General features: G+C 66.7%; 15 protein-coding genes. 9 read left to right on the top strand and 6 right to left on the bottom strand.

The genetic code is table 11. The features are described from left to right. Positions 1–168: 168 nt before the first annotated feature. The 3 genes from PHA8399_RS15485 to PHA8399_RS15475 all read right to left on the bottom strand — a co-directional run bounded on the left by PHA8399_RS15485 (position 169) and on the right by PHA8399_RS15475 (position 2,437). Positions 169–705 carry a ribosome modulation factor gene (locus PHA8399_RS15485; RefSeq protein WP_058287012.1) on the bottom strand — a complete coding sequence of 179 codons (537 nt, stop codon included), beginning with the start codon at positions 703–705 and terminating at the stop codon, positions 169–171. 89 nt (positions 706–794) lie between these two features. Continuing rightward, positions 795–1,637, bottom strand: coding sequence for a ferritin-like domain-containing protein (locus tag PHA8399_RS15480; protein ID WP_058287284.1), 843 nt, complete (start codon positions 1,635–1,637; stop codon positions 795–797). Positions 1,638–1,975: 338 nt separating this feature from the next. Continuing rightward, positions 1,976–2,437, bottom strand: coding sequence for a peroxiredoxin (locus PHA8399_RS15475; protein WP_058287011.1), 462 nt, complete (start codon positions 2,435–2,437; stop codon positions 1,976–1,978). A 50-nt stretch (positions 2,438–2,487) separates the two neighbouring features. Here PHA8399_RS15475 and PHA8399_RS15470 point away from each other — a divergent pair, with 50 nt between their 5' ends. The 5 genes from PHA8399_RS15470 (at position 2,488) to PHA8399_RS15450 (ending at position 9,854) form a co-directional block, all read left to right on the top strand. Then, entirely contained in the window at positions 2,488–5,955 is a 3,468-nt protein-coding gene (locus PHA8399_RS15470; RefSeq protein WP_058287010.1) for a YhdP family protein, read from the top strand. 60 nt (positions 5,956–6,015) lie between these two features. After that, positions 6,016–7,080 carry a tRNA preQ1(34) S-adenosylmethionine ribosyltransferase-isomerase QueA gene (gene queA / locus PHA8399_RS15465; RefSeq protein ID WP_058287009.1) on the top strand — a complete coding sequence of 355 codons (1,065 nt, stop codon included), beginning with the start codon at positions 6,016–6,018 and terminating at the stop codon, positions 7,078–7,080. A gap of 188 nt (positions 7,081–7,268) precedes the next feature. Continuing rightward, the gene (locus PHA8399_RS15460; protein WP_058287008.1) at positions 7,269–8,543 is read left to right on the top strand and encodes an MFS transporter; all 1,275 of its coding nucleotides are present in this window, start codon (positions 7,269–7,271) and stop codon (positions 8,541–8,543) included. Positions 8,544–8,681: 138 nt separating this feature from the next. After that, on the top strand, positions 8,682–9,260 hold the full coding sequence (locus tag PHA8399_RS15455) for a DUF924 family protein (RefSeq protein ID WP_058287007.1): 579 nt from the start codon (positions 8,682–8,684) through the stop codon (positions 9,258–9,260). Between the two features lie 138 nt (positions 9,261–9,398). Next, the gene (locus PHA8399_RS15450; protein ID WP_058287006.1) at positions 9,399–9,854 is read left to right on the top strand and encodes a GFA family protein; all 456 of its coding nucleotides are present in this window, start codon (positions 9,399–9,401) and stop codon (positions 9,852–9,854) included. Positions 9,855–9,861: 7 nt separating this feature from the next. Here PHA8399_RS15450 and PHA8399_RS15445 read toward each other — a convergent pair whose 3' ends face one another. Beyond that, complete coding sequence (locus tag PHA8399_RS15445; protein WP_058287005.1) at positions 9,862–10,326, bottom strand: hypothetical protein; 465 nt, start codon at positions 10,324–10,326, stop codon at positions 9,862–9,864. Between the two features lie 194 nt (positions 10,327–10,520). Here PHA8399_RS15445 and lpdA point away from each other — a divergent pair, with 194 nt between their 5' ends. From lpdA to uvrA, 3 genes are all read left to right on the top strand, one after another. Further along, complete coding sequence (lpdA, locus tag PHA8399_RS15440) at positions 10,521–11,915, top strand: dihydrolipoyl dehydrogenase (RefSeq protein WP_058287004.1); 1,395 nt, start codon at positions 10,521–10,523, stop codon at positions 11,913–11,915. Between the two features lie 105 nt (positions 11,916–12,020). Continuing rightward, the gene (locus PHA8399_RS15435; RefSeq protein WP_058287003.1) at positions 12,021–13,190 is read left to right on the top strand and encodes an MFS transporter; all 1,170 of its coding nucleotides are present in this window, start codon (positions 12,021–12,023) and stop codon (positions 13,188–13,190) included. 260 nt (positions 13,191–13,450) lie between these two features. Beyond that, complete coding sequence (gene uvrA, locus PHA8399_RS15430; protein WP_058287002.1) at positions 13,451–16,309, top strand: excinuclease ABC subunit UvrA; 2,859 nt, start codon at positions 13,451–13,453, stop codon at positions 16,307–16,309. Between the two features lie 89 nt (positions 16,310–16,398). Here uvrA and PHA8399_RS15425 read toward each other — a convergent pair whose 3' ends face one another. Beyond that, the gene (locus PHA8399_RS15425) at positions 16,399–16,833 is read right to left on the bottom strand and encodes a hypothetical protein (protein ID WP_058287001.1); all 435 of its coding nucleotides are present in this window, start codon (positions 16,831–16,833) and stop codon (positions 16,399–16,401) included. A 125-nt stretch (positions 16,834–16,958) separates the two neighbouring features. Between PHA8399_RS15425 and PHA8399_RS15420 the strand changes: the two genes are divergently transcribed. Beyond that, positions 16,959–17,750, top strand: a complete 792-nt coding sequence (locus PHA8399_RS15420; protein WP_058287000.1) for a helix-turn-helix domain-containing protein — start codon at positions 16,959–16,961, stop codon at positions 17,748–17,750. On the opposite strand, the gene PHA8399_RS15415 is transcribed toward PHA8399_RS15420, so the two are convergent. Then, positions 17,747–18,094, bottom strand: coding sequence for a hypothetical protein (locus PHA8399_RS15415; RefSeq protein WP_082649556.1), 348 nt, complete (start codon positions 18,092–18,094; stop codon positions 17,747–17,749). The genes PHA8399_RS15420 and PHA8399_RS15415 overlap by 4 nt on opposite strands. Between the last annotated feature and the right edge of the window lie 95 nt (positions 18,095–18,189).

The following is an 18,189-nucleotide window of genomic DNA, read 5'->3' as shown; positions in this document are numbered from 1 at the left end:
CGGTGCCTTGGGCGAAGTGAATAGACAGGGCGGGCCGATTGGGCAAGCCTGTTGACCCATCGGGCCCGGATCGTGCCGGCAGGGCGGGCAGATAGGCGGAAATCTGCCGAGTTTGCGGGGGTATGCCCCGGCCCGGCCGGCGGACGTGCCGGGCAGAAGGGGGGCCGGTCAGCCCGGCTGGCTTTTCTGCCGTTCCTCCTGCGCTTCGGTCCAGCCGCTTTCCCAGGCCTGGTGGTCGGCGGTGTCGAAGGCATAGGGATTGCCGGTGAAGGGCTGGCCGTCCATGCCGGCGCGGAAACCCTCGTCATAGCTTTGCGCGCGCGGGTCCATGCCGCAGGGCTTATGGGCGGTTGCGCGCAGGTGGGCGGCGAACTCGGGGTATTGGGCGAGGTCGGTCTGATCAAGCCCTTCGGGATGCCGCATGAGCGCCTGATGGCCGCGGCTGGTCAGCCGCCAGCTGGGATCCTCCCCCGGCAGCGGCTCGCCCGGGACCAGGATGCCTGCGATCTCCAGCTCCGACAGGCGGGCGGCCAGCCGTTCGCGCAGGTCTTCGGGGGGCAGGCCGGGGGTCTCGTTGGCCTGGCGGAACAGGGCGTCCAGCGCCTGTTCGCAGCGGTCCAGCGTCACCGGGCCGGACCGTGCGGTGTGCAGGATCAGGGCCGAGAGGCTGGCCGTGCTCAGCAATGGGAAGTCGTTTTCGAACATGGGATCACCCGGCTGTCCAGATGTCCCAGTCTAGGCGGCTGCGGCGGTTTGGTAAAGACGGCTGCGGCCCGCGCGGCCGGCCCTTGGCCTCAGCTGCCCGGCAGGTCCCGCGCCTGATCGGCCAGCGGCCAGTAGAAATCCGGCGGCAGGCCGGCATCGGCGCGCTTTTCCTCGTTGAACGGCGGCTTCAGGGCGCCGTGGAAATACTTCCGCACCAGCGCGTGAAACACCTCCTTGGGGTCGAGGTTGTTCCGGCCGCAGAGGAAGTTGAACCATTTGGAGCCATAGGCGACATGGCCGACCTCCTCGGCATAGATCACCTCCAGCGCTTCGACGGCCTGGGGGAGCTGCGCCTTGCGGAAGATGCCGATCATGCCGGGGGTGACATCCAGCCCGCGCGCCTCCAGCACCATCGGCACCACCGCCAGGCGGCCCATCAGGTCCTCTGCCGTGTCCTCCGCCGCGCGCCACATGCCGGCGTGGGCCGGCAGGGCGCCGTAATGGCTGCCCAGGGCTTCAAGGCAGTCGCACATCAGGTTGAAATGCTTGGATTCCTCATCCGCGGCCTTGACCCAGTCATCGAAGAAGCCCATCGGCATCGGCACATGGGAGAAGCGGGCAATGATGTCCCAGTGCAGGTCGACGGCGTTCAGTTCGATATGGGCCACGGCGTGCAGCAGCGCGATGCGGCCCGCCTCTGACCCCGGCTTGCGCTTGGGCACGTCGCGGGGATGCAGCAGTTCGGGCTTTTCGGGCCGGGCCGGGTGCATCGGCGGGGAGGCGGTGCCGATGGCAATGTCCGGGCCAGTGCCGCTGCGGGAGGCAAACCAGGCGGCGGCGTGGCGGCGCGACAGCGCGGTCTTCTGCCGGCCGTCCGCGGTGTTCAGCACCTCGGCGGCGCGTTCTGCGAGCGTTAGGGGCTGATCGGTCATGCGGGTCTCCTGTTGCAGCGGCTGGCCCGGGTTCACCTGATTCAGGCGGCGGAGTCCAGAGCGGAAACGGGAGGGCTCCCGCGCCCGCGGGCGATCAGCGGGCTGATCTCCCTGGCGGCCTTGGGCCGGGCGCCGCGCGTCCCGCGCGGTGTGCGCCGCCCGCAGGGGCGGCGCCGGGCCCAACAGCGCGGCCTGCGCCCGGCAGGGCGCGGGCAGAGCTGGCGGGAGCGCCCCGCCTTGCCTGCACGCTGCCTTGCCTGCACGCTGCCTTGCCTGCACGCTGCCTTGCCTGCGCGCTGCCTTGCCTGCGCGCTGCCTTGCCTGCGCGCCGAAGCGCCTTACAGCGCCCGGACGGCTGCCAGAACCTCGTCCGCGTGGCCGTCGACCTTGACCTTGCGCCAGACCTGCGCGATGCGGCCATCGGCATCAATCAGGAAGGTTGAGCGTTCGATCCCCCAGAACTTCTTGCCGTACATGCTCTTCTCTTTCCAGACGCCGTAATCCTCGCACACCGTGCCGTCCGCATCGGACAAAAGCGGCGTCGTCAGCCCGTGTTTGGCGGTGAATTTGTCGTGCTTGGCGACGGTATCCTTGGAGATCCCGAAAACCTGCGCCCCGGCATCGGCGAAGGCCTGCAAAGCCTCTGAAAAGGCGATGGATTCTTTGGTGCAGCCGGGAGTATCATCGCGGGGGTAGAAAAACAGCACCACGGGCGCGCCCTTGAGGCTGGACAAAGTGACCTCTCCGCCGCCGCTGCGGGGCAGGGTAAAGGAAGGGGCGGGATCTGAAACGTCGGGCATTGGCCTGTCTCCGGTAATTTGCGCAACTCACTGCGCGGCAACCATAACCCATGAGCAGCAAAGGGAAAGCTGAGATCAAACCTGCCGGCGAGAATAACCGCACTGCGGCCGAGGCCGTGCCCGTGCGCGGGCCCGGACCGGGCCCGGACGCCAGTCTGGCGGCGCCGGCGCGGCGGCGCTGGCGCTGGCGGCTGCTGCGCGGTGCGGTCTGGCTGCTGGCGCTGCTGAGCTTTCTGGCGGCCGGCGCGATCTATTTCGGCCTCGGCACCCGGCTGGATGCGCCGGACTGGCTGCGCCAGCGGGTGGAGACCCGGATCGAGCGGCACCTGAACGGGCTGCAGATCGAATTCGGCGCCATCCATGTGGTCGTCAGCAAGGGCTGGCGGCCGCGGGTCAGCCTCAAGGACGTGGTGCTGCGCCATCCGGACGGCGCGGTGTTTGCCCAGCTGGCGGATGCCCAGGCCAGCCTGGCGATGCGGCCGCTGCTGCGCGGCAGGATCCAGCCCAAGCAGATCTCGCTCAGCGGCTTGTTCGCGGTTTTGCGGCGCAATCCGGACGGCACCCTGGCGCTGAGCTTTGCCAGCGGCGGGCTGCCGGCACGTCAGGCAGGCAATCTGGTGCAGTTGATCAAGCAGTGGGACAGCCAGCTGGACAAACCCGTGCTGGCGGCGCTGCGGGGAGTGGAGACCAGCGAGCTGACGCTGTCTTACACCGATGACCGCCTGGGCCGCGCCTGGACCCTGGACGGCGGCCAGATCCGGCTGCAGAAAAGCGGCAGCGCGGTATCGGCCTCGGCGGTGTTTTCGGTGCTGAGCGGGCGCGGCGACGTGGGCGCGGTCGAGGCCAGCTATATCTCCGAGATCGGCAGCCCGGAGGCGGAATTCGGGGTTCTTGTCTCGGACATCGCCAGCGAGGACATCGCCCTGCAAAGCCCGGCGCTTGGCTGGCTGGGGGTGCTGCGGGCGCCGATTTCCGGCTCCTTGCGCGGCGGGGTGCGCGGCGACGGCACGCTGGAGCCGGTGCAGGCCAGCCTGAGGATCGGCGAAGGGGTGATCCAGCCGGAGGCACAGACCCGGCCGGTGCCGATCACCGGCGCGCGCAGCTATTTCACCTATGACCCGGCGGCCCAGATGCTGGAATTCGCCGAACTCAGCGTGCAAAGCGGCTGGGGCTCCGGGGTGATGCAGGGGCAGGCCAGCCTGGCGGGGATCCAGAACGGGCAGCTGACCGGGCTGACCGGCCAGCTGCGCTTTGCCGATCTGGAGCTGAACCCGTGCCGCCTGTTCGAGACGCCGGTGAAATTCCCGGCGGTGGACGCGGATTTCGATCTGCGGCTGAAGCCCTTCCGGCTGCGGCTGGGGGAGATGCTGGTGCGCGACGGAGCCAGCCGGATCCACCTGGACGGCGAGATCGGGGCCGGGCCTGAGGGCTGGGACTACGACCTGAACGGGCGGGTCGATCAGGTCGGGGCGGACCGGATCAAGCAGCTGTGGCCCGAGGCGCTGGCCTCCAAACCGCGCGAGTGGGTGCGCGACAACCTGCATGCGGGACTGGTGCGCGACGTGGGCTTTCACATGCGCGGGCGCGGCAGCGGCAAGCCTTTCATCAGCTTGGACCTGGCCTTTGAGGAGGCTGAGGTGCTGTTTCAGAAGTTCATGCCGCCGGTGCGGCAGGCGGCGGGTCAGCTCAGCCTCTACGGCAACCGCTTTGTCGTGACCGCGTCCAACGGGGTGGTCACGCCGGATCTGGGCGGGGACGTGGATGTGACGGGCACCTCCTTCATCATCCCGGATACCACGGTGCGCGACGGCACCCCCGGCATTGCCCGGATTGCTGCGCGCGGCTCTGTCACGGCGGCGCTGTCGCTGCTGAACCGCGAGCCGCTTGAGGTGATGGACAAGGCGTCGCTGCCGGTCGATCTGGCCGAAGGGCAGGTGGAGGCCACGGGCACGCTGTCGCTGCCGCTGCGCAAGGGCGTGCAGCCGGAGGAGATCCTCTACCACTACAGCGGCGAGGCGCGGGCGGTGGAGACCAGCAAGCTGGTGCCGGGCCATACCGCGGCGGCGCCGCTGCTGAAGATCGAAGGCAACCAGGGCGAGGTGCGCATCAGCGGCAGCGGCAGCCTGTCGGGCGTGCCAGTGACCGTCAGCTGGGCGCAAAAGACCGGCAAGGACGCCCCCCGGGGCAGCCGGGCCGAGGGCACCATCGAACTGTCGGCAGACGCGGTGTCGGCTTTTAACCTGGGCCTGCCGCGCGGATCTGTCTTTGGCAAGGGACAGGGCCGTTACACGGTGGATCTGCAGCCCGGCGCGCCGCCTGAGCTGGAGCTGGAGTCCGACCTTGCGGGGGTCGGCCTGAGGATTGCGGAAATCGGCTGGCAAAAGAGCGAGGCGGCATCCGGCAAGCTGTCGCTGTCGGCGGAGCTGGGGCGGACCGCAACGGTGGAGCGGCTGGAACTGGAAGCGCCCGGGCTGGCGGCCGCGGGCCGGGTGACCACCCGCGAGGGCGGCGGGCTGGATCAGGCGGTGTTTTCCTCGGCGCGGGCGGGCGACTGGTTCCAGGGCGCGGTGACCTTCCGAGGGCGCGGCAGCAACGCGCCGCCCGCCATAGACGTGACCGGCGGCAGGCTGGACCTGAGCCGCTCGCCGTTTTCGGCAGCCTCCGGAAGCGGCGGCGGCGGCAGCAGCGGCGGGCCGGTTCCGATCAGCCTGCGCCTGCAGAACCTGCAGGTCACCGACAGCATCGGGCTGCAAGGCTTTCAGGGGCGGTTCTCGACCCAGGGCGGCATGAACGGGGAGTTCACCGCCCGCCTGAACGGGCAGACGCCGGTGGCGGGCACCGTGGTGCCGCAGAACAACGGCACCGCGGCGCGCATCCGTGCCAATGATGCCGGCGGCGTGTTCCGCTCTGCCGGGATTTTCGAGCATGGCCGCGGCGGCAGTTTCGACATGACGCTGGTCCCCGCGGACAGGCCAGGCGAGTACGACGGGCGGGTCAGCGTGCGCAACATCCGGGTGCGCAACGCGCCCTCGATGGCTGCGATCCTGAATGCGATCAGCCTGGTCGGGCTGCTGGACGAAATGACCGGGCAGGGCATCCTGTTCACCAGCATGGACGCGCGGTTCCGGCTGGGCGGCTCGCATCTGATTCTGCATCAGAGCAGCGCCGTGGGGCCGTCGATGGGGCTGTCGCTGGACGGCAATTTCGATCTGAATAGCAGCCGCCTGAACATGCGCGGCGTGATCTCGCCGGTGTATCTGCTCAACGCCATCGGGCGGGTGCTGTCGCCCCGGGACGGCGAGGGGCTGTTCGGCTTTACCTTCACCCTGCGCGGCACCGCGGATGACCCGTCGGTCTCGGTTAACCCGCTGGCCGGGCTGGCGCCGGGCTTCCTGCGCGAGATCTTCCGCGGCCCGCCGCCGAAAGTGCCGGGGGACGACAGGGCGTTCTCTGTCGACGGCGAAGTGCTGGAGGAGGGCGAGGAACAGGTCCAAACCCCGCGAGGGGCCAACAAGTAAACTGGCTGGCGGTGAAAATCGCCATAGATTTTCCCTGCAGCACATCCTATAGCGCGCGCCATGAAACTCAGCGATTTCGACTTTGACCTGCCCGACGCTCTGATTGCCACCCGGCCTGCCAATCCGCGCAGCTCGGCGCGGCTGCTGGTGGCTGCGGGCGGCAATCTGCACGACGGCCGTGTGACCGATCTGGTGGACTGGCTGCAGCCCGGCGACCGGCTGGTGCTGAACGACACCAAGGTGATCCCGGCGCGCCTGAGCGGGCAGCGCCACCGCGACAGCGCGCAGGGGCTGGTATCGGCGAAAATCGAGGCCACTCTGCTGGAGCCGCGCGCCGACGGCAACTGGGCGGCGCTGCTGAAGCCGCTGAAGAAGATCCGCGAGGGCGAGGAGATCGTCTTCTCCGAGGATCTGAGCGCGACGCTGGAAGCCATCGAGGACGGTCAGGGCCACCTGCGCTTCAACCTCAGCGGCACCGATTTCGACGCCGCGCTGGCCGAGGCGGGCGCGATGCCGCTGCCGCCCTATATCGCCGCCAAGCGCGCCGCGGACGAGCAGGACAAGACCGATTACCAGACCGTCTGGGCCAGGAATTCGGGCGCGGTGGCAGCGCCGACCGCGTCGCTGCATTTCGACGCGCCGCTGCTGGAGGCGCTGAAGGCGCGCGGGGTCGAGATTTCCTATGTCACCCTGCATGTCGGCGCGGGCACCTTCCTGCCGGTCAAGGTGGAGGATGTGACCACCCACCGGATGCATGCGGAATGGGGCAAGGTCAGCGAAGGCGCGGCGGCGGACATTGCGGCAACCAAAGCGTCGGGCGGCCGGGTCATTCCGGTCGGCACCACCGCGCTGCGGCTGATCGAGAGCGCCGCCAAAGACGGGCAGATCCACGCCTGGGAAGGCGACACCGACATCTTTATCTACCCGGGATTTGAGTTTCAGGTGGCGGACGCGCTGATGACCAATTTCCACCTGCCGAAATCGACCCTGCTGATGCTGGTCTCCGCCCTGATGGGGCAGGAGGAGATCCGGCGGATCTATGACCATGCGGTGCGCAGCGGCTACCGGTTCTTTTCCTATGGCGATGCGTCGCTTTTGATCCCGGCGAAGGCGGATACACCGTAGAGAAAAGGCGCGAAATCACCGACAAGCGCCGCAATGAAGACCCTTGAGCACGCGCGCAGGGTCATGAAACCGAAATCAGAATCGGCGATACCGGCCACGCGAGCCTTGATCGCCCGGACATAACATTCAAATGTGATGGCAGCCCGTCCCTTGTGGAGGGCTGCTTTGCTTTCAAAGGAGGCATCGGAATGCTTCAGGTACTTTCGAGCGCTTGGGCGCTGCTGTTGGGCGTTTGCCTGCTGATGGTGGGCAACGGCCTGCAGGGCACCATGCTGGGGGTCCGGGGCGACCTGGAGGGGTTCTCCTCGTTCGAGATGTCCCTGGTGATGGCGGCCTATTTCGTGGGCTTCCTGGGCGGCTCGCGGCTGGCGCCGGAGATGATCCGGCGGGTCGGCCACGTGCGCGTTTTTGCGGCGCTGGCCTCCTTTATCTCGGCGGTGATGATCCTCTATCCGCTGCTGCCCAACACCATCGCCTGGGCGCTGGGGCGCATACTCATCGGGTTCTGCTTCTCGGGCGTGTATGTGACCGCCGAAAGCTGGCTGAACAACGCCGCCGACAACACCAACCGCGGCAAGGCGCTGTCGCTTTACATGATCGTGCAGACCATCGGCATCATCACGGCGCAGGGGCTGATCCAGGTCGGCGACCCAGCCGGGTATGAGGCCTTCATCATCGCGTCGATCCTGGTTTCGATCTCTTTCGCGCCGATTTTGCTGTCAATCTCGCCGACCCCGGCCTTTGACACCACCAAGCCGATGACCCTGCGCAAGCTGTTTGAGACCTCGCCCCTGGGCTGTGTCGGCATGTTCCTTCTGGGCGGCGTGTTCTCGGCCCAGTTCGGGATGAGCGCGGTGTACGGGTCTGCCGCCGGGCTGACGCTGACGCAGCTGTCGATCTTTGTCTCCGCCTTTTATGTCGGGGCGCTGCTGCTGCAGTATCCGCTGGGCTGGCTGTCGGACCGCATGGACCGCCGCTTCCTGATCCTGATCGCGGCCCTGGCGGGCGGTGGCGGCGCTGTGGCGGGCTTCCTGTTCGGTACGGATTTCAAGATGCTGCTGGTCGCGGCCTTCTTTATCGGCGGCCTGTCGAACCCGCTGTATTCGCTGCTGATCGCCTATACCAACGACTACCTGGAGCATGACGACATGGCGGCGGCCTCGGGCGGGCTGATCTTCATCAACGGGCTGGGCGCCATCGCCGGGCCGCTGATCACCGGCTGGCTGATGGGGGATGCGGTGTTCGGGCCTCCGGGCTTTTTCACCTTCATCGCCGCGCTGATGTTCGTGATGGCCGGCTATGCGCTGTACCGTGCGACCCAGCGTGCTTCGATCCCGGTTGAGGAGACCGGCAGCTATGCCGCTATGTCGCCGACGGCAACGCCGGTGGCGGTCGAGTTTGCCCAGGAATACGCAATCGACACCGAGCTGGAGGAGCAGGAATCCGCCGCTGCGGAGAAGTGATTGCGCTAACCAGCCGTTTTCGTGAGGATTATTTCACTCGCAGGTCTTGCCTGTCGCAATTTGTGACCCAAGGTTACTTGTAATGGCAACGTAAAATGGCCTGAAATCAGGGTCAGGAAAAACTTGGAGTTAAGACCGATGGCTGGTCCCAAAGAGATACTTGCATTCTGGCTCGACGAGGTCGGGGAGAAGGGATGGTATCTGCAGGATGAGGCGCTGGATCAGGAGATCCGCACAAAGTTTCAGAAAACCTGGCAGGAGGCTTGCGAGGGCAAGTTCTCCTTCTGGCTGACCTACCCGAGCGGGACGCTGGCCTATGTCATCCTGATGGACCAGTTTCCGCGCAACATGTTCCGCGGCAAGGGCAAGGCGTTTGCCTCTGACCCGGCGGCGCTGTCGGCGGCCAAGGTGGCCATCAACAAGAAGTGGGACATGAAAATCGACGAGCCGGCGCGGCAGTTCTTCTATCTGCCGCTGATGCATTCGGAGAACCTGTGCGACCAGGAGCGCTGCATCCGGCTGATGATGGAGCGGATGCCGCAGACCGGCCGCGCCAACCTGCTGCACGCCCGCGCCCATCGCGAGGTGATCCGCCAGTTCGGCCGCTTCCCCTACCGCAACGAGGCGCTGCACCGCGCCAGCACCGCGCCCGAGCGCGACTATGTCATGTCGGGCGGCTACGGCGAGACCGTGCGGCAGATGCAAGCGGCTGGCTGACGCCGGCGCTGCTGGAATATTTCAACGCCGCGCCTGGAAACGGGCGCGGCGTTTTCTGTTGCGTGGTCCCTTGTGCCAAGGGGCGGCCTGCGGCAGGGAGGGGCTCTGTTTTTCGAACACGCCATTGAGGACCGCCGCATGACCACAGCAGAATTTCCGATGACCGGCAGCTGCCGCTGCGGCGCGACCGTTATTGAGGTTTCCGCCGCGCCGGTGCTGACCGCGGCCTGCCACTGCCGCGGCTGCCAGAAGATGAGCGCCAGCGCGTTCTCCCTGACCGCGATGTTTCCGGCGGAGGCCTTCCGGGTGGTGCAGGGCGCGCCGGCCGTTGGCGGCGCCAAGGGGCCGGAGCTGGCGCATTACTGCTGCCCGGAATGCATGACCTGGATGTTCACCCGCATCACCGGCGTCGAGGCGTTTGTGAACGTGCGTCCGGTGATGTTCGACGATATCAGCTGGTTCCGGCCGTTCGTTGAAACCTGGACCGCTGCCCGGCTTCCCTTTGCCGGGGTCGCGGTTGAGCACAGTTTTTCGCAGTTCCCCTCGATGGAGGAATTCGGCGCGCTGCTGGAGGCCTTTGCCGCGGCGGGCTGATGCCGGGTCAGCCTGGGGGCGGGCGGAAGGCGCTGCCGTCCTGCAGCAGCGGGACGGCGCGGATGATGCGGCCGGCGAGTTCCGCCGCGCCGGCGCGGCCGGCCTGTTCCGCCGATTGCAGCGGCAGCTGCCGGATCCCGGCCAGATTGGTCTGCAGCTGGTCCAGGCGGTCCTCGATACGGTCGAGGCGGGCCGCTGAGGCGGTGTCTGCTCCGTCCAGGCCTGCTCCGTCCTGCCCCTGTCCGTATTGCCCCGGTCTTTCCTGAAGGGCGGCGCGCAGGCTGGCCAGATCCTCCCGCAGCCCGGTTGCGGCGGTGTGCAGCGGGGCAACCTGGCTGGCGATCTGCTCCGCATGGGCGGTGACGGCGGCGGCGGCGGCCATCAGCTTCCACCCCAGAAACAGGCACAGCGCCAGCAGGATCAGGGTGGCGTTGAGAAGGGCCTTGGCAAGATCGGCAACCGTCCGTTTCATATTCTTCCGCTCCCGGCTGTGGATTGCTGTGCATGTTTCAGCTTATGCTGGCCCGGAACCAGCCTCGCTGCCAAGCGGAAACCTGCCGGAGCGCGCAGGGCCGCAATGCCGCAGAAGAGGATGATTGCAGTGCAGAAAGAAATAGTTTAACGGTAAACTAGTTTTATGGATCCTGTTCAAGGCGAGGGGACAGCATGGCCGCACAATCCTATGACGTGATCGTAATCGGCGCCGGGCCGGGGGGCTATGTTGCCGCCATCCGCGCAGCGCAGCTGGGGCTGAAGACCTGTGTGGTCGAGCGCGAGCATCTGGGCGGCATCTGCCTGAACTGGGGCTGCATCCCGACCAAGGCGCTGCTGCGCTCCTCGGAAGTGTTCCACCTGATGGAGCGCGCCAAGGATTTCGGCCTGAAGGCGGAAAACATCGGCTATGACCTGGATGCGGTGGTGAAACGCTCGCGCGGGGTGGCCAAGCAGCTGTCTTCCGGCATCGGCCACCTGATGAAGAAGAACAAGATCGACGTGGTGATGGGCGAAGCGTCCATTCCGGCCAAAGGCAAGGTTTCGGTCAAGACCGACAAGGGCACGCAGGATCTGACCGCGAAGAATATCGTGCTGGCCACCGGCGCCCGCGCCCGCGAACTGCCGGGGCTGGAAGCGGACGGCGATCTGGTCTGGACCTACAAGCATGCGCTGCAGCCGGTCCGGATGCCGAAGAAGCTGCTGGTAATCGGCTCTGGCGCGATCGGCATTGAATTCGCCAGCTTCTACAACACGCTCGGCGCAGAGACGACGGTGGTTGAGGTGATGGACCGGGTGCTGCCGGTGGAAGACGCCGAAATCTCCGCCTTTGCCAAGAAGGCCTTTGTCAAACAGGGCATGAAGATCATGGAGAAAGCCATGGTCAAGCAGCTGGACCGCGGCAAGGGCAAGGTGACCGCCCATATCGAGGTGGGCGGCAAGGTGGAGAAGCAGGAGTTTGACACCGTGATCTCCGCCGTGGGCATCGTCGGCAACGTCGAGGGCCTGGGGCTGGAAGAACTGGGCGTCAAGGTCGACCGCACCCATGTGGTGACTGATGAGTACTGCCGCACTGGCGTGGACGGGCTTTATGCCATCGGCGATATCGCCGGCGCGCCCTGGCTGGCGCATAAGGCGTCCCACGAGGGCGTTATGGTGGCCGAGCTGATCGCGGGCAAACACGCGCATCCGGTCAAGCCCGAGAGCATTGCCGGCTGCACCTACTGCCAGCCGCAGGTCGCCTCCGTCGGCTATACCGAGGCCAAGGCCAAGGAGCTGGGCTATGACATCAAGGTCGGCCGCTTCCCCTTCATCGGCAACGGCAAGGCGATTGCGCTGGGAGAGGCCGAGGGCATGGTGAAGACCATCTTTGACGCCAAGACCGGCGAGCTCTTGGGCGCGCATATGGTTGGTGCCGAGGTAACCGAGCTGATCCAGGGCTACGTGGTGGGCCGCCAACTGGAGACCACCGAGGAAGATCTGATGAACACCGTCTTCCCGCATCCGACGCTGAGCGAGATGATGCATGAATCGGTGCTCGATTCCTATGGCCGCGTCATCCACATGTGACGCAGCATTCCCGCGCCGCAGCTCTTGCCGCGGCCGGGTTTAGCGGGCAGGACAGGAAAAGCAGGCACAGCGCGTGCCTGCTTTTTCTATTTGAGGGCAGACAGTTTGACGGATGGCGGAACCTCCCGCTGGGGGCTGATCCTGGCGGTTTGGGCGGCGGGGCTGGGGGCCGCCGCGCAATACGGCAAGATTTCGGTGATCTTCGGACGCATGGGCGAGCTGTACCCGCAGGCGGGAACGGCGCTCAGCTTCTCGGTGTCGCTGGTCGGGATGCTGGGCATCCTGCTGGGCGCGGTGGCGGGCCCCTATGCGGCGGCCTTCGGCTACCGGCGCACGCTGGTCTGGGCCTTGGGGGCCGGGGCGGCGGTGTCGGCCTTGCAGGCGCTGCATTTGCCGTTCAGCCTGTTCCTGGCCACGAGGGTGGCTGAGGGTCTGTCGCATCTGGGCATTGTGGTGGCGGGGCCGGTGCTGATTGCGCAGCTGAGTTCCGACCGCGGCCGGGGGCTGGCGATGACCCTGTGGAGCACGTTTTTCGCCGTGGCCTTTACCGTGCTGGCGTGGTTCGGCCTGCCGCTGGTGCGGGCCTGGGGCCTGCTGGCGCTGTTTGCCGCCCATGCGGCGGTGATGGCGGGGCTGGCGGTGCTGCTGGGCCTTGCCCTGCGCGCGGTGCCGGTGCCGCCGCGGGCGCCGCTGCCGCGGCTGGCGGAGCTGCCGGGCCTGCATCTGCCGATCTACCGCTCGCCCTGGATTGCGGCGCCGGCCGCGGGCTGGCTGTTTTACACTTGCTGCTTTGTGGCGGTGCTGACGGTGATCCCGCCCTATATCGCGGACACCGCGCGCGGGCTGGTGCTGGGGATGATGCCGCTGGCCAGCATCGCGGTGTCGATGACGCTCGGCGTCTTTCTGCTGCGGTACCTGCCCGGGGTGCGGCTGGCGCAGCTGGGGTTCCTGGCCTGCGCGGCGGCGGCGCTGTGGCTGTGGGCCATGCCCGGCGCGCCGCTGGCCTGTATCGCGATGGCGGGCGCGATGGGGCTGGTGCAGGGCGGTTCCTTTGCCGCGGTGCCGCAGCTGAATGAAACCGCCGTGGCGCGGGCGCAGGCCAGCGGCGCGATGGCGCAGATGGGCAATTTGGGCAACACCATCGGCACGCCGCTGATGGTGCTGTCGCTGTCGGCGGCGGGGTTCGGCGGCATGATGGCGGCGCTGCTGGTGCTGTTCCTGAGCGGCGCGGCGGTGCATCTGCTGCTGGCCGCCCGGCGCCGCGGGATGGCCTGACGCAAGCGCTCCCGCCCGCCGCCGGTCCCCAAGGGGGACCGCCGCCCGTTGGGCCTTGCGCCGCGCGGGGCGCGGCGCGCCGGATTTCGGGGAAATCGGGACCGGCAAACGCAGGCGGTGCGGCTGCTGCCAGCTGCTGTCAGCAAACTTCCTCTTGTTCGTGATATGTTCTTTATGGGGGCTTGGCGTTTCCAATCGCATTCCCTATCTGTAGGGCTGGCGTCCGCCAAGGGGTCGGCGGGCGCGTGTACGGGGGCATTATGGCTGAGCTGAAATCCATCGAAGTGCGCGGTGCGCGCGAGCACAATCTGAAAAGCATCGACGTGGACATTCCGCGTGATGAGCTGGTGGTGATCACCGGCCTGTCCGGCTCCGGCAAGTCCTCGCTGGCGTTCGACACCATCTATGCCGAGGGCCAGCGCCGCTATGTGGAAAGCTTGAGCGCCTATGCGCGCCAGTTCCTCGACATGATGGAAAAGCCGGATGTGGACCACATCAGCGGCCTGTCGCCCGCGATCTCGATTGAGCAAAAGACAACCTCGAAGAACCCCCGCTCCACCGTCGGCACGGTGACGGAAATCTATGACTATCTGCGTCTGCTGTTTGCCCGCGCGGGCACGCCCTATTCGCCGGCCACCGGCAAGCCGATTGAGGCGCAGCAGGTGCAGGACATGGTCGACCGGATCATGGAGATGGAGGAAGGCACCCGCGGCTTTCTGCTGGCGCCGATCGTCCGCGACCGCAAGGGCGAGTACAAGAAGGAATTCCTGGAGCTGCGCAAGCAGGGCTTCCAGCGGGTGAAGGTCAACGGGGAGTTCTATGAGCTCGACGAGCCGCCGGTGCTGGACAAGAAGTTCCGCCATGACATCGACGTGGTGGTCGACCGTCTGGTGGTGCGCGAGGGCATGGAGACGCGGCTGGCGGACAGCTTGCGCACCGCGCTGGACCTGGCTGATGGCATCGCCATTCTGGAAACCGCGCCCAAGGAGGGCGATCCGGAGCGGATCACCTTCAGCGAGAATTTCGCGTGTCCGGTCAGCGGTTTCACCATCCCGGAGATCGAGCCGCGGCTGTTCTCCTTTAACGCGCCCTTCGGGGCCTGCCCGCATTGCGACGGCCTGGGGGTGGAGCTGTTCTTTGACGAGCGGCTGGTGGTGCCGGATCAGAGCCTGAAGGTCTATGACGGCGCGCTGGCGCCCTGGCGCAAGGGCAAGTCGCCCTATTTCCTGCAAACCATCGAGGCGATCGCCAAGCACTACCAGTTTGACAAGAACACCGTCTGGAAAGATCTGCCCGAGAAGGTGCAGAAAGTGTTCCTCTATGGCTCCGGCGAGGAGGAGATCCAGTTCCGCTATGACGAGGGCGGGCGGGTCTACCAGGTGGAGCGCACGTTTGAGGGTGTCATTCCGAACATGGAGCGGCGCTACCGCGAGACCGATTCCAACTGGATCCGCGAGGAGTTCGAGCGCTACCAGAACAACCGCCACTGCCACCATTGCGAGGGCTACCGGCTGCGGGATGAAGCGCTGGCGGTCAAGATCGCCGGTGTGCATGTGGGGCAGGTGGTGCAGCTGTCGATCCGCGAGGCGCTGGCCTGGATCGAGGATGTGCCCAACCACCTGAGCCAGCAGAAGCAGGAGATCGCCCGCGCCATCGTCAAGGAGATCCGCGAGCGGCTGGGGTTCCTGAACAACGTGGGGCTGGAGTATCTGACGCTGTCGCGGTCCTCCGGCACGTTGTCCGGCGGCGAGAGCCAGCGGATCAGGCTGGCGTCGCAGATCGGCTCTGGCCTGACGGGCGTTCTCTATGTGCTGGATGAGCCGTCCATCGGGCTGCATCAGCGTGACAACGACCGGCTGATCGGGACGCTGAAAAACCTGCGCGACCAGGGCAACACGGTGATCGTGGTGGAGCATGATGAGGACATGATCCGGCAGGCGGATTACGTGTTCGACATCGGCCCCGGCGCCGGGGTGCATGGCGGCGAGGTGGTGAGCCACGGCACGCCGCAGCAGATTGCCTCCGACGCGGGCTCGATTACCGGCCAGTACCTGGCGGGCACGCGGGAGATCCCGGTGCCGGGCAAGCGGCGCAAGGGCAACAAAAAGAAGATCAAGGTGGTGAAGGCCACCGGCAACAACCTGAAAGAGGTGACGGCGGAGTTCCCGCTGGGCAAGTTCGTCTGCGTGACCGGGGTGTCGGGCGGCGGCAAGTCGACGCTGACCATCGAGACGCTGTTCAAGACCGCCTCCATGCGCCTGAACGGCGCGCGCCAAACGCCGGCGCCCTGCGAGAGCATCAAGGGGCTGGAGCATCTGGACAAGGTGATCGACATCGACCAGCGCCCGATCGGCCGCACGCCGCGGTCGAACCCGGCGACCTATACCGGTGCCTTCACCCCGATCCGCGACTGGTTTGCCGGCCTGCCGGAGGCCAAGGCGCGGGGGTATAAACCGGGGCGGTTCTCCTTCAACGTCAAGGGCGGGCGCTGCGAGGCATGTCAGGGTGACGGCGTCATCAAGATCGAGATGCACTTCCTGCCCGACGTCTATGTGACCTGCGAGACCTGCAAGGGCGCGCGCTACAACCGCGAGACGCTGGAGATCAAGTTCAAGGGCAAGAGCATTGCCGATGTGCTGGATATGACGGTGGAGGACGCGCAGGGTTTCTTCCAGGCGGTGCCGGCGATCCGTGACAAGATGGACGCGCTGATGCGGGTGGGCCTTGGCTATATCAAGGTGGGCCAGCAGGCGACAACGCTGTCGGGCGGCGAGGCGCAGCGGGTGAAACTGTCGAAGGAGCTGTCGAAACGCTCGACGGGGCGGACGCTGTATATTCTGGACGAGCCCACAACCGGCCTGCATTTCGAGGATGTGAAGAAGCTCCTGGAAGTACTGCACGAGCTGGTGGAGCAGGGCAATTCGGTGGTGGTGATTGAGCACAATCTGGATGTGATCAAGACCGCGGACTGGATCATCGACATCGGCCCGGAAGGCGGCGACGGCGGCGGTGAGATTGTCGCGGCGGGCACGCCGGAAGCGGTGGCCGATGAGCCGCGCAGCCACACCGGGCACTATCTGAAGGAAATTCTGGCAGCGCGGAAGGTGGCGGCGGAGTAGGGAGAGGGGCGCTGCCCCTCTTGGCCTTGCGGCCAATTCACCCCGGAGTGTTTTGGGAAAGATGAAAGGGGGCGGATCCGCCCCTTTTCTTATGCCGTTTGGGCGGAGGCGGGGCGGGCCAGCAGCAGCGGCACCAGGAACAAGGCCAGGAAGGCCGAGTTCATCACTACGTTGAACCAGGCGCCCGCGGCGAGGGAGCCGAGGCTGTCGGGGATATACCAGGCCAGCAGCGCCGGAATCAGCAGCCGGCGGCCGAGGGCGGGGCCGGTGCTGTAGATATGCTGTGTCACCAGATAGATCAGCACGCTGAAACCGCACATCAGGCCGCCGCTGATAGCGGTCATCAGGGCGGCCGGACCGGGCTGCGGCCGCTGCCCGCCGTCCAGCGGCAGAAAGGCCAGATCCAGAAAGAAGCCGAGGCTGTGTGCAAGCGGCGTTACCAGCGCCAGCACCATGGCCAGACCGAAGGCGGCGGACAGTACCGCGGCGGTTTTGAGCCAGCGGACGGAAGCGGAATGGGTCATCGGAATCTCCCTGTTGTGAACCGGCCCTAGACTGCGGGCAGGCAGGGAGGGAAAACAATTACCTTGGAGGGAAGTGTTTTTGTGCGCGGCTGCGGTAAAGTAGGCGCAGGCAGGAGGCAGCGGCGATGGCAGGCTTTGGCGGGGTTTTGAAGAAATGGCGGCAGATCCGGCGGCTGAGCCAGATGGAGCTGGCGCTGAGCGCCGGGGTGTCGCCGCGGCATCTGTCGTTTCTGGAGACCGGGCGCGCGCAGCCCAGCCGTGGCATGGTACTGCGGCTGAGCGAGGAACTGCAGGTGCCGGCGGCGGCCCGCAACCAGCTGCTGACGGCGGCGGGGCTGGCGCCTGCCCATGTGCGGCGGGATCTGAACGATGCGGAGCTGGCGCCGCTGCGTCAGGCGGCAGAGCGGATGCTGGAGCGGCATGAGCCCTATCCCGCCATGCTGATTGACCGCCACTGGCAGCTTGTGGACATGAACCGCGCCGCGGCGCTGATGCTGGGCAGCGCGGGCATCACCCGCGGCAGCAGCCTGATCGAGGCGCTGCTGGCCAATGCGGCGCTTAGGGCGGCGCTGGACAATCTGGAGGAGGTCGAGCGGCACAGCCTGGCGCGGCTGCGGACCGAGCTGGCCAGTTTCGGTGCCGACCCGGTTCTGGAGCAGGCGATCGCGCGGCTGCAGCGCCGCGCGGCAGAGCCTGGGGGCGCGGACGACGGGGTCCTGCCCGCGGTGATCCCGGCGCGATACCGGATGGGCGGGCAGGTGCTGTCGTTCTTTTCTACCATCACCCAGTTCGGCGGCACCGGCGATCTGGCGATGTCGGACCTGCGTATCGAGATGCTGTTCCCCGCCGATGAGGCCACCCGCGGCAGGCTGGAGGCGATGGCCGGGCCGGGCGGGGAAACCGGCGCTGGCGGTTAATTGTCGAGCACCGCCCCGGCGCCGATCAGGCGCAGCACCTTATGGGTTTCGCGGTTGACCTGATAGACATAGCCGCCAGCCTCGACATAGCTGCCGTAGGGATCCGGTGCCCAGCCGCCTGGCTCGCCGATCCAGACGTAATCATCCAGAATGTGATCGCCGCGGCGGTAGAACTTTTTCGCCTGAGACGGGGGCACGCATTGCGCGGCCTGTCTGGTCAGACCGGCCGGACATTGGAAGCTGGCCTGCTCAGGCTTGTCGTGGCCATTGCCGGCCGCCAGCGGAATCGCCAGCGCGCAGGCCGCGGCAAGAACGGTGAAGGGAACAATGTGACGGCGTACCATTTAAAGCGGATCCTCATTTCGCTGCCCTCCACATAACCGCCCCTGCGGCAATTCCAAGAGCGCACGGAAAGGGGTGGCGGCAGGCTGCCGGTTGC

It is taken from the genome of Leisingera aquaemixtae, assembly GCF_001458395.1.
GTDB lineage: Bacteria > Pseudomonadota > Alphaproteobacteria > Rhodobacterales > Rhodobacteraceae > Leisingera > Leisingera aquaemixtae.
The sequence above is the reverse complement of the archived record's forward strand: the minus strand, read 5'-3'. Positions and strand labels throughout refer to the sequence as shown.